Annotated in this window: 9 protein-coding genes; all 9 read right to left on the bottom strand. The window is 38.2% G+C overall.

Features of this window, described 5'->3' with window-relative positions:
* Positions 1-974: hypothetical protein (locus tag PHC29_06000; GenBank protein ID MDD5109042.1), on the bottom strand; the 974-nt coding region annotated here is incomplete at its 3' end.
* Entirely contained in the window at positions 971-1,900 is a 930-nt protein-coding gene (locus PHC29_05995) for a hypothetical protein (protein ID MDD5109041.1), read from the bottom strand. The genes PHC29_06000 and PHC29_05995, both read right to left, overlap by 4 nt.
* Positions 1,900-3,813, bottom strand: coding sequence for a glycosyltransferase (locus PHC29_05990; protein ID MDD5109040.1), 1,914 nt, complete (start codon positions 3,811-3,813; stop codon positions 1,900-1,902). The genes PHC29_05995 and PHC29_05990 overlap by 1 nt, the downstream gene beginning before the upstream one ends.
* The gene (locus PHC29_05985; GenBank protein MDD5109039.1) at positions 3,791-5,824 is read right to left on the bottom strand and encodes a glycoside hydrolase family 44 protein; all 2,034 of its coding nucleotides are present in this window, start codon (positions 5,822-5,824) and stop codon (positions 3,791-3,793) included. The genes PHC29_05990 and PHC29_05985 overlap by 23 nt, the downstream gene beginning before the upstream one ends.
* The gene (locus PHC29_05980) at positions 5,817-8,540 is read right to left on the bottom strand and encodes an ABC transporter ATP-binding protein (GenBank protein MDD5109038.1); all 2,724 of its coding nucleotides are present in this window, start codon (positions 8,538-8,540) and stop codon (positions 5,817-5,819) included. The genes PHC29_05985 and PHC29_05980 overlap by 8 nt, the downstream gene beginning before the upstream one ends.
* A 6-nt stretch (positions 8,541-8,546) precedes the next feature.
* Positions 8,547-9,323, bottom strand: a complete 777-nt coding sequence (locus PHC29_05975) for an ABC transporter permease (GenBank protein ID MDD5109037.1) — start codon at positions 9,321-9,323, stop codon at positions 8,547-8,549.
* Positions 9,308-10,621, bottom strand: coding sequence for an FAD-dependent oxidoreductase (locus tag PHC29_05970; protein MDD5109036.1), 1,314 nt, complete (start codon positions 10,619-10,621; stop codon positions 9,308-9,310). Before PHC29_05970 ends, PHC29_05975 begins: the two co-directional genes overlap by 16 nt.
* Positions 10,614-11,597 carry an MraY family glycosyltransferase gene (locus PHC29_05965; protein MDD5109035.1) on the bottom strand — a complete coding sequence of 328 codons (984 nt, stop codon included), beginning with the start codon at positions 11,595-11,597 and terminating at the stop codon, positions 10,614-10,616. The genes PHC29_05970 and PHC29_05965 overlap by 8 nt, the downstream gene beginning before the upstream one ends.
* Complete coding sequence (locus PHC29_05960) at positions 11,590-12,753, bottom strand: glycosyltransferase family 4 protein (protein ID MDD5109034.1); 1,164 nt, start codon at positions 12,751-12,753, stop codon at positions 11,590-11,592. The genes PHC29_05965 and PHC29_05960 overlap by 8 nt, the downstream gene beginning before the upstream one ends.
* Positions 12,754-12,787: the final 34 nt, after the last annotated feature.

Here is a 12,787-nt window from a genome sequence, read left to right as displayed (position 1 = left end):
GCTTTCTCTTCCTTGTATTCTTTTTTCAATTTATTATATACATACCTGCCCCAGCGGTCTGGCGCATATTTTGTTCTGTCTAAAGAAAATTGTGAATCGCCTTTGGCCGATAGGATTTTATAAAAAGATGAAAAATCAGAAAACAGGGCTGCCTTCCTTTGAACTAAGGGCTTGAGACTTCCTTCGAACAGTAAAAATTTGTCGTTGACCAGATCCGAGAATAGATCGGTAGAATAAACCTCTTTGAGACTGGCTAAATAATTAATAAAACCAAACGGAGCATATAAATCCAGGCTAAGCCTTTTTTCCTTAAAAGCTGCGTAGATCATGGAATAATATGATTTATTTTCACCGTTGTATAAATAAAAATCCGAAAGCGGGATGCCTTTATCTCTTGAATAAAAGGCGCAATCTTCATCAATAAGTATAATTTCGTTATCTCTAAGGTTGAGTAAAAAGTTATAAGCCGTGTTGTCAAAATTAAATAAAAGCCAGTCTAAGGCATGCAGCCTTTGCAGCTCTTCGATTGATTTTTTACCCAGCCCTTCAGGGGAAATATCACCCAGGTTAACCGCCTCAGAATAAAATCTGGTAATTATTCCATTGGTTTCTTTACCGTTTATGGTTAAGGTAACTTCATGTGTCTCCGGAAAATTGATTCCGCAAATTTTAGTGAACTGGTAAACAGCCAGCATTTTCTTTACCTGATTGAAGTCGTTCTGTTCTTTAAAAAGCCACTGGTTTCCCAAATCATCCCTTAAAACAAATTTTAAATGGTCTCCGGTCAGAACCGGCTGGAAAGGTTCTACCTTTAGGGATAACTTACGGAATTTTGCTTTTTCCAGCGAAATTATTTTTTTCATCAACTTATAGTTCTTTTCGCTAAAATCCGATTTATCCTTAAAAAAGATATGGGCGATTATACCTATGCAAAAAATAAAAATTACAGCAATTAGGAATATTTTATTTTTCATTTTACCTCTTTGGCTAAATATTGCGGTTTTTTGTAAGTCAGGATAACTGAAAAGAGCAGTAAGTCGATAGCGACCTTCCAGCACCTGATTAATAAAGGGATTAAAATAAAATATGGCGCAACCAAAAAATATTTTAACAAAAATAACTGTACTGTTTCCCCGATACCAAGCTGGTTAGGCAAAATGCTAAAAATTATCCTGAGTATAGAATTTAAACCGATAAAAACCGGTATTTTTTGGAATTCAACCGATACGAACAAATTAAAAAACAGATAAAAGATTATTCCGTCAAAAAGAGCTAAAGCCAGGTAATAATGAAAAAATTTAAATATTGTTTTCATAAAAATTATTGCTTTTTCTTTAAAGCTGCTTAAGCTTTTAATATATTGTTTGCGTTTATCTTTAAATATATAGGCCAGGCCAATAACAATCGCCGGCGGATAGACGGTTAAAGAGTTGTTCCACTTATATATAAAGAAACATCCGATTATCAATAACAAAGCTGCGCCTAGCCCTAAAGACAAATCGAGCAGAATAATAAAACTTGTCCGCCGCACACTTACTCCTCTATCGATGATATATTTTCCCCTGGCTAAAGGAAACCAAATTTGGCCGGGGATATATTTCGTAACTATGGTAAAAAAGTGAAGCTTCAGCAATTCAGAATAGGAAAAGTTTACAGCTAGGTAATTAAGCAGTTTTTTCCAAACAAACACGTAGAAAAAATGCTGGCTGATAATTAAAAAACTAATCGCGGCGAAATAAAGCAGGTTTATTTTAATTTTTACATTGACGATAAGAGGCCAGAATTTATATATATTCCTGGCTATAAAAATAATGGAAAGCACTATTAATATATTCAGGAAAATATTTTTAAGCCTGCTTAAATTCATTTTTATATATCTTCTTTTCACTACTTCAGCCATTAATCAAAAAAGCAGGGCAAAAGGCAGGGAGATGAACATTTTCTTGCCTTTTGGCGAACCTGGATTATTTTTTTACCCTGTAATACCTGTTTTAACCCCTGGCTTTTAATATCTCCGTAACCAGAAAAACAGGTCCTGAAATCGCCTTGATTGGCGACCAAAACGGTTTTATCCGCTGAAAGACAGCTAGCATCAAAATAAGTCAGGGTTTGGCGGTAATACTTTTTTATAAGCGATAAATTCCTTTCCGAATTTTTGATAAATCGTGGGTCTTTTCTCTTCAGCCCTATTAAGCCGTCAATCACAGAATCAAGAACCAATAATCTGTCCCTGGGAACCCAGAAAGGGGAACTTTTCCTTTCCGCCATATCTAGGTTATTGGCTAAAAGCGGCTGGAACTGTAATGAATTAGCGTTTAATGATTTCACGAATACAGCAAGCTCCTGTAGCTCTTCCAGATTCTGCCCCAAGATTATTGTAATTACGTTAAAATTTGTCTTGGGATGTTCTTTTTTTAAGGAAGCCAGCATATTTAATGCCTTTTTGGTCATCTGCCAGGCCAGACCATTATTCCTTATATGGTTATGCAGTTGGGGGTTTAAAGAATCGAATGAAATAACCGGCGACACGAAGCCGGTGATCAGATATGGTTTTAACTTTTCTAGGTGGCGTTCAACAAGCATGCCATTAGTTAAAATCCCAATATTTTTAAGCCCGATTTTTTTTGCGTAGTCGAATATCTCAAATATATCGTTTCTTAATAAGGGTTCCCCTCCGGAAAGGGCAATTTCTTTTATTTTTAATTCCCTGGCTTCAAAAAGGAGTTTTCTAATATAACGAAAATCGAGGTTAATTTCGGATGACGATGTCTTCCAGATATCGCAAATCCTGCATTTGAGATTGCATTCATGGGTTATATCTAAAATAAGCAGCTTTGGTTTTTTTATAATTTCATTTTCCTTATTTAACCTTTCTACCCTTGTAAATTCCGCGATATTACCGGCTAAATACATTATTTTATGCAAAGTAAAATAAAAATAAACCTGAAATTTTTCGTATCCGTTTAAATTTAAACCAGAGGCAATAAGACTAGAACCCAAAAGGTAAGAAAAGCGCGGAATTTTTAAAAAATTAACGGTTGTGCCTAAAACAAATGCACAGAAACTCTGCGGTAATATTTCCTTTAATAAAGGGTGGTCCTTATGGAGATGCTGAACGAGAAAATTGCCTTTTCCATACATATATGCCTGTTTCAGGAAAGATCTGAAATTGGGGTGGCAATTGTGGAAAACCCCGATTTTTTCATCATAGACAAATTTACTCCCCCCTTTAAAAATCCTCCAAAAGAATTCTAAATCCTCTCCTGCGGGCAAAGGAAATAATTCATTAAAATTCTCAAAAAGGTATTCTTTTTTAAAAGAAACATTGCAGGTGGGGAAAAAAATAAGTTCTTTTTTATTTTTAATTTCAACCGACATTGCCCCATTGCTCAATGATTGGCTTACCAAAGCTTTGATATTGCGTGGGCTGACTTCGGTTAACCCTCCTACTGCCAATGCTTCATTATGCAGTTTATGGGACCTTAGAATACTACCTACCCAATTTTTAGCCGGTAGGCAATCATTATCCGTTAAAGCTATGATTTGACCGCTTGAATGCTTGATTCCAGCATTCCTGGCGGCAGCCGGCCCTTGATGCTCCCTTTGCAAATATTCAATATTTGGATGACTCTCGGTGAAAGATGCCATCATTAAATCTGTCCCGTCGCTAGATCCGTCGTCAACAACAATAATTTCATATTTCTCAGCCGGGTAATCCTGATTAAGAAGGGAATTGACACATTCCTTTAAAAATTTTTTTCTGTTGTAGGTCGGGATGACTACCGACAGTTCAATTAATCTGTTCTTTTCCATATTCCCAGCATTCGGCTTTCTGATTCAGTTTATCTATTTTTACGCAGGTAAGGCTCAGAGCAGGAAAAGATAAACTAAAATTGAATTGATCATTAACCTTCAATAAAACCTTCGCTTTTTTTGCAAAGTTTTCCTTGTTAATTGCCATAATAACTATATCTTGGCCTTTATTACATGCGTAGATGCTAAGCTTTTCGGGGTGAGTGTTTTTTACCTCTAAAATATTACCGTTAAAATTCCTGGCAAATAAAGCCAGGGAATGGTAAAGCGGCGTAATGTTATCAAGATCATCCAATAGCGCAGTATTTTGGTCGCTGGAATTCAAACAAAACTGCATAAAATAATCTACCCCTGATCTTGCCAGAATCCCGTAGAGGTCGGCTAAATAGAGGACCTTGGTTAAAGGATCATAGTCAACCATTGATTTAGATTCAAGATTAAATTCGGTAAGCGCCAACTTTATACCGGGATAATTGTTTTTTATTATATCTTTAAGCCTGGGGATAACGCCGCCAGGTTTATTCAAAGGTAAAGAGCTGTCATATTTATTCAGATAATCGGGCCTATACCATGTTTGGGCCGACTCTAAAATAAGCGAGTCATCAATTTCGCCTTTTAAAGGTTGGGCGCCCTTAAAGGAAGGAAAGAGATGAAAACTTAAAACGTCGATCAGCCTTATTCCTTTTGGGTTTAATTTCCTGTCTTTTTCGAAATCTTTGCACATCTTCAAAAACTGACCAAGCACTGGTTTTTTACCATCTTTTCCCGAAAGGGTACTCCAGTCAAGCCAAGCTGTTTCAATCCCGGGGGCAAAAATGCTTATTTTAAAATCCGGGTTGATACTTTCTTGTGTATTCCGTAAGGCTAAGGATATCTTCTTAAATATTACGAAATATTCGGCCAGTGAACAAGGATGATCACAAAGGTCAAAATGCACCTGGTGCCAGATAAAAGGCTCATTGCCTATCTCAAAGAATTTTACCCCATATCCTTTTTCCTGATTAAGATATCTCAAAAGTTCGGCGGCATTTTCAGCCGGATTATCCCCCAAAGCGCTTACCTGGATTAAAGGTTCAGCCCCGATATTACGGCAATATTTAATAAACTCATCCAGGCTAACCATATTTAATTTGCGGTCATTTCCGGGGAAGGTAAATTTTGATTTGCGCCAATCATACCTATCCATAAAAGGCCCTCCTGCCCTGATAACTTTTAACTCTAAAAAAGCTGTTTTGTCTTTATCAGGTAGATCAAGCCAAACACCCCAGTTTGCGCCATAAAAATATGGGCCTACGGGATCATGGTCTGAATCTAAAATAACAATTTCATTATCATAATTGCCGGGCTTAAGAGTCAAATCAAAAGTGTAATGCTTTGGCGGCCTTGTCCTTTCCAGTATTTTTCCTTTTGAACTCGGATTGTTAAAAAGTTGGATTTGCTTAATTAAAAGCTTCCCTTCCTCTTTATCGCTGCCTTTTTTGTGTATTCCCAAACGTCTGGTTTTATCCCATTTAAAAACGCTGTTAAAACCGCTAACCCGCGCACTCCAATCCTTAGGTATTTGAAAATCGGAAAAAAGAAGGAAAATTTCCTGATTCGGCTTGCCATTTAACCGGCATTTTTGGGCCAGAGGCTTAAGCAGTTTTAAATTTTGATCCTCGGCCATAAAATAAACGTAAATTTCATCTTTTTGCTGGCTGGTTATTACTAATTTTATGCCGGAATACTTGCTTAAATCATGTTCTTTTCTAAATTTTAACCAAAAATCGATCTCCGGCCACGGCCAGAGTTTTGTGGCTATTAACCGGTACCTAAGTTCAACCGGCCAAAGGTTGTTTCCGGTACTGACAACTTGCCCATTTGATGCACCTTTCCAGCCTGAATCGGTAGTAACGAACCAATCATCTTCGTTTAGATTAACAACTTTATTTTCGCCTGGCCTAAAGATAAATGTTGCCAAGATTGATAAAACAAAAATAAATAATAAAAATTTACTTTTTAATTTAGACATCAGTTTTTTTAGCAACGCTGATTAAACCGTGGGCGTAAGGATGCTGTCCTGGCTCAAGGACGGTATTGTTGGCATTTAAGAACTGAAGCACCCTACCCCGATGGTAAAGATCCGAATTTAGAATATTTAAGGACCAATCGGCTTTTAAAGAAAGGGGGGCAAACAATATTTCGGGCAAGACTTTCTTTTCTGGCTTTGAAAAAACTCCGATAAATTTACTATCAGCCCGATAAACCTGTTGCCAATCATCGGTTATATCTGCGGCAAAAACCGGAAATTTTCCTTTATTCTCTTTAGCCACCCAATCAGTGTATTTCTCCAAAAGCATAAGATTAGCCTGCAAGCGCTCGAAAACTATCTTCTCGTTTACTTCTAAAAAAACATTGAATTCAATTACCCCCTCTTCGGGTAAATTTAGCTTCCAGACCTGGGAAATCGGTAAATGCAGCCATTTTCCCTTCACCCTGATCGAACTATTATCCTGCCCTTCAATCTTCCAATCAGCCGAAGACACGGAATCATGCCAACGGCCGCAGGAACGTAAAGAGGTATAAAAACCCAGTTTTTTAGTAAGTTCCCTGCCCTCCCAGAAAACCGATCCTTTCCCCCGGTCAAAAATAAATTTTAACCTTCCCTTTTCGATTGCATTCGGAAGGTTATTTTTTTGCAACTCCTTGGCCGCATCTAACCGGGCTTCTATTTCAAATGATTTGTATCTGCCGGGCTTAAAGATAGTTTCTTCTTCCGGATCGATTTTTTCAATCCTTAATATGCGGGCCTTATGGTAAAAATCAGAATTAAGGATTTTGGCAAAATTTCCGGAGTTTGGCGAAAACGATAAACTTAAAACCGGTAATTTATCATCTTGGCCGCTTAATCCGATTGTTCCTGTGGAAACACACCTTTGCAGCATATCCGATTCTGTTTCAAAAAACTTATCCGAAAATTCTCCGCCTGAGTACTCTGTAAAAAAATTCCTGTATTTACCTGTGCACATAAATTGTAAACGCTGCTGCTGTATATCGGTTTCTTTCTCAACCTGTAGCCATACCTTCCATAAAAAAGCCCCTTCTTTATGAATTTCAAACTCCCAAACCTGTTTTAAAAGCAGTCCTGGCCAAGAACCAAATCCGACAATTAGATTTTGGGCTTGCCTCTTAAATTCCCAATTTGCGCAAGCTGAATCATACCATTTTCCGGCAATATTAATGGAGGTATTTAAATGGCTGTTTTTAGTCAAGCTTAATCCTTTATATGAAAGTATCGCTTCTCCGTTTGCAAAGATCAGACTGGTATCTTTAGAAGACAAAATAAAATCCTGGTTAATCTGTTCAAAGTAGCTTTCTTGGTTAAAAACATCAAAAATAATCTTACCTGAAAATAGATCAGCCGAGTTTTGCTGGAAGGTAAGCAAGTTATTCAAACCGGAAATTTTGTATTGAAGCATCCGGCAGTTAAAAAGGTAATCCGTATTGAGAATCTGCGGGGAATTCGGCTCCATACTTGAGGATCTTTCAAAAAATAAAGAAGGAAGGGAAAAATCCGGGCCAGCTGCCATATCTACCCCGATTACTTTCCTGAAAATATTATTTCCTAAAAGATGCTGCCAGGCCTTATTTGTCTGTTCAGTAATCGGAAAGTCGCCCTTTTCTATTCCGGTAGACCAGCTGCCATATTCTTTAACCAGCATAATATTGGCTTGGCATTCTGAAACCTGCTCCCTATCGGAAGATTTAATCCCGATATCCCACTTTAAACCCAGGTCCTTATCTATTTCTATTTGCCAGGTTTGCTCGACGTTAAGCTGGTTAAATTTGCCCTTGGCAATAATTTTTTGATCATCCTGTTTTTCAACCAACCAATCTGCCTGGGTAGAATTATACTGTTTATTCATAATGCCCAGAATGGTATGTCCCCCTAATCCCGGAGTCAACAAGCGGTCTTTCCAATTAAATAACAGGCGCCCATTATTGAAAATAATGCTTAAATGTCCGCTTTTTAAGATACCCACTCCTTCTTTTGCCCCGGAAGTCTGGGCGTATAAAGGAATAGCCTGGTTGACCGGGCCGTCTTTTACAATCTTGCCGTCTTTAAGAAAAATAGCCCGCTGGCACAAACGACGGACGACCTCCATATCATGAGTAACAAAAATAATGGTTTTGCCCTGGTCTTTTAGCTCAAAAATCTTCTTAATACATTTTTTCTGGAAATACTCATCGCCCACTGCCAGGGTGTCGTCAATCAGAATAATATCGGAGTTTACATTTATGGCAATGGCAAAAGCCAGCCTTACAAACATACCCTGAGAATAACATTTAACCGGGGCATTTATGAATTTTCCTATGTCGGCAAAGCTTAATATCTCTTCATATATTGATTCGACCTCAAGCCTGCTCAGCCCAAACAACCCGGCAATCAAATAAATATTTTCGCTTCCGGTCAGTTCCGGCTGAAAACCAGCCCCTAACTCCAAAAGGCCCGAGATCCTCCCCGACACTTGAACTTGCCCCCGGTCAGAAGATATCATGCCGGCGATTATTTTTAAGATAGTCGATTTACCTGCCCCGTTTTCACCGATTATCCCGACAACTTCGCCTTGCTCTACTTTAAAATTAATCCCTTTTAAAGCCCAAAAGTTTTCCCATTTAGGCTTTGAGTCAATGATAAATTTAATTCTGTACATTGCCCAAAGGTCACAAAATACAATCCGGTCCATATTTAGTTATATCCTTTTTAAAATCTTTTTTTCCAGTCTGATAAAAATTAGAAAACCGCTCAAGATGCTTACTAAAGCCCAAAGGAAAACCCTGATAAAAGTAACTTCCTGCGGTATAACACCCCGGTATAAAACGTCGCAATAATAAATGATATAAGCAGACATCGGGTTGAGGTTAGTTAACCAGCGGAATTTCTCAGGGACCATTTCGATGGAATAAAACACCGGGGTAACCCAAAACCAAAACATTAATAAAGTACCCAGCATATGCTCAAGATCGCGGAAGAATATATTTAGAACTGACAAAGCCAAACTCAGGCCGCAAAGGAATATAAAATTAAGCGCTAAAATAAGTATTAATAACGGAAAAAGGTAAATTATATGAGGGTTAAAAAATAAGAAAACCGGGTAAACTACCAGCCATCCGCCAAGGAAATTAAAAAAGCCCGCTAAAGAAAGGCTTAAAGGGAGGATTTCACGCGGCAGGTTAAATTGGTGAAGGATAGTCTGTTGATTAAGGATCGCCCCTGCCGACTCAGATAAAACGGAAGAAAAAAACAGCCAGGGATAAATACCGGCGAGTATAAATAAAGAAAAGTTTTTTATTTCGATTCTAAAAATCACTGCAAAAACAAAACTTATGGCCGACATAATTAAAAGCGGGTTAATCACCGCCCAAAAGATACCCAAGAAGGAAGCCGTATATTTGGCTTTGACCTGCTTTAAAGACATATCCCATAAAGTATGCCGGTATAAATATAAGTTTTTTAATCTTTTGAGCATTTTTTTAGGATCTTGGAAGCAGCCAGTTTCCCGTCCAAGATGGAATCCTCCATTGACATATATTTCCAGGAACCGTAGCGGCCGCAGGCAATTATATCCTTGGCAGCTAAAAATTCTTTAATTTCCGCCGTTACCCTGAGGTAGTTACTGTCATAAATAGGATATCCGTAATTTATATCATTTTGATCCATAGTCAGGATTTTATTCTTTCTGCCGATAATATTTTTCGAGTGGAGACCATTTAAAATCCGGCTTATGACAGTTTTTTTATCGATCGGTTTATCTTTGGAATATGAAACCTCTGTATATAGGGAGCTTTTTCTATCCGGCGCATTACTAGCGGAAAAATTGTGGTAAAAACCGGCCCTAAAAAAAACAGTATTTTTTTGAGGAAAATAAACCCAATGCTTACCGGGATGAACCCTGCCTTCTACCGCCAGATTCAGATTAAAAATCGAATTCCAGCGTAGCTGATTAAGGTTTTCAATTATTCTCTTGGGCAGTGGACCGGCTATTTTAACTAATTCCGGCAAAGGAATTGTATAAATCAACTGGTCAAACTTCTCTTTACTCCTGCCCTTGATTGTTATTTCTTTATTTTTAAGATCAATGCCGGTTATAAGGCAGTTTTTAAAGATCGGCCCGGCTTGCTTCTCAAAAGCTAATGGCAACTGGATTATCCCCCCTTTTTTGGGGTACCAAAAACAAGCGTTATAACCGAAACCAGAGCCGTTGGTCCCGAAAAATCCGCTGACTATGTCGTAAAGATATACCTGAGGAATAAATTTATCTGTCCAAGTAGAACAAACCATCTGGCTTAACGGGACTGTCCAGAATTTTTCATTGTAGGGAATCATGAAATATTTCGCGATTCCCTGCCCCAGGTTTGCATTTATCCATTTAAGGAAATTTTTTCTGTCTCCGGAAGACCTTGTATTGCAAACCCGCAAGAAACCCCAGAGGCATTCAATCGCCACTTTTTTCGGTAGAGCATGCAGATTTACCTGGAAAGGGTAGCGGCTAAAAATCCCAAAATTGCTTATCCAGGCGCATCTTTCGTGGTGGGCAAGATTACCTTTGAGTAATTTTTTTACCAGTTCAAAAGCATAGTTGTTTTGAAAATGCAAAAGGTGCCCGTCATAATCAAAAATAAAATTACCGCTTTTTTTCGAACGGCAAAGCCCTCCTACGCTACCTTCCTTTTCATATACGCTGGCTTTAAGCCCTTTTTCTTTTAAATGCCAGGCGGCGCTTAACCCCGAAAGCCCGGCCCCTAAAATAATTATCTTTTCAGACATTCGTTTCGATCTTCACAAATTTCAAAAAGATTCCTATACTAAGCAAGAAAACACAAATAATGATAACGGCTCCGAAGATATTGTTTACTCTAGATAATCCAACTCCGCAGGCAGCAAAAATAGCTCCCAGTAAATACATAATCAGGATAGTCTTAAGGGGTGAAACCCCCAAAGAGCCTATTTTTAAAGCTATATGGTCATTGCTTTTTTTAAAAGGCGGCCTTTTTTTAATCAGCCGGAAAAGTACAAGTAACACCGTATCTATGACTGGCAAACCTACTATCATTACCGGGGTGGCTAAAGCAAAAGCATTGCTTGAGGATGCATATTGGGTAATTAAAGCAAGTGATGCCACAAGGAAACCGAAAAAATGGCTCCCGGAATTACCTAAATATACCTTTGCCGGAGAAAGATTAAAAAATAAAAACCCGGCGCTGGAAACGCATAAAATAAGGCTTAAAATCTGGACGTTTAAATCCGCATTAAAATAGCCGATCAGCAAAAAGGCGCTGGCTACAATAAAAGTCACTCCGCCGGCCAGGCCGTCCATGATGTCAAGAAGATTAAAGGCATTGGTTATTCCCAAAATCCAGATAAAGGTAATTAGCGAATTCAACCAGAAACCAAAATATATAATCTCGGTCCTTATACCGGAGGCCATCAATAAAATTGCGCAAAATGCTTGCCCTAATAATTTCTGGATTACTGAAAGTTCTTTTAAATCATCGATTACACCCAGTAAAAGCATAAGTAAGCTTGCCCCGGCTATAACCAAAACCTTACCCGCAGCCAGATTAAACATAATAATGCTCAAAGCCAGAGATATAATAAAAGCTAACCCAGCAGCTAAACCGCCAACCAAAGGAATTTGGCCGGTTTTAAGCAGATTGAATTTTAAAGAAATCTTCGACAGAAAAAACGTGAATACTATGGTGAATGTTAATGCTGATAAAAAAACAACGATAAAATTAAGCATTTCGGGCTTCCTCCCAAAGATTTAAATATAATTCCCCGGTAGCTCTGACCATTTTAGTTAATAAAAATTCTTCCGAATCAATCCTCGCCCTGCCCAAGCTTATAAATTCTTCCCTTTTTTGCCTGCTTCTTAATAATTCTGTAATCCGGTTTTGCATAGCCTGGTTGTCTTGAGGCTTGACTAAATAACCGTTTTTTCCGTTTTCGATGACTTCACTAATCCCCCCTGTATCAGTAGCAATTATCGGTTTACCTGCTGCCATGGCCTCAAGGACTGCTATTGGTAACCCTTCCCACAATGAAGTCAAAATAAAAATATCTAAAGCTGATAAGATAAAGGCTATGTCTGGCCGCCAACCGGTTAAAATTATCTTATCCTGCAAACCAAGTTCCTTAATCAACAAGGAGACCTTATTGCGCAGCTGTCCGTCTCCGACCATAATAAATTTTATGCCGCAAATTTCTTTTTTTACGGCCAAGGCGATTTTTACAAAATCTAACGGCGATTTCTGGGGTTTAAAACAGGCAACCATTCCTACCGCAAGCTCATCTTTATTTATTCCCAAAGCCTGCCTGGCCTGATTACGTAAATCACTTGCCGCAAATTCACTTGCATTTATTCCGTACCTGATCAAAACATATTGCCCTTGGCTGCCAATAGAACTGTTCAATCCTTTTTCCCTATCCGAATATGAAACTACGATTATTTTACCGGTGAATTTTGCGCATAGTTTTTCAAAAAAAAGATAAAAATTACGCAGTATTCTCGGCTGATAATCGTTGAAACTCCAACCGTGGACTGTATGGATAATCGCCGTTACTTTACAGGCCCTGGCAGCAAACCTACCCAAAATCCCCGCTTTAGAACTATGAGTATGAACCAGCTCAATCTTATTTTTTTTAATAAAGGCGCAGATTTCGATAAAAACCAGGATATCTTTAATGAAATTAACCGGCCGTTCGAGGAATCTGGATTTCTTTAGTGTTAATCCGGGAATTAACTCTGCTTCTTTGGCCAATAAACCTTCTTTGGCGGAAAACAAAAAAACTCTGTATTTTTCCTTGTCAAGGCCGGCAATCAAACTTAACAGCTGCCTTTGGGCTCCCCCCAATTCCAGCTTGGTAATAATATAAAGAAGGTTTATTTTATGATTCATTCAGCCAGAAAGCTTTATGTAATTTTATCATACT

The organism is Candidatus Omnitrophota bacterium (assembly GCA_028712255.1).
In the GTDB taxonomy this organism is placed as follows: Bacteria; Omnitrophota; Gorgyraeia; order Gygaellales; family Profunditerraquicolaceae; genus UBA6249.
This window is presented reverse-complemented; position numbering and strand designations above follow the sequence as displayed.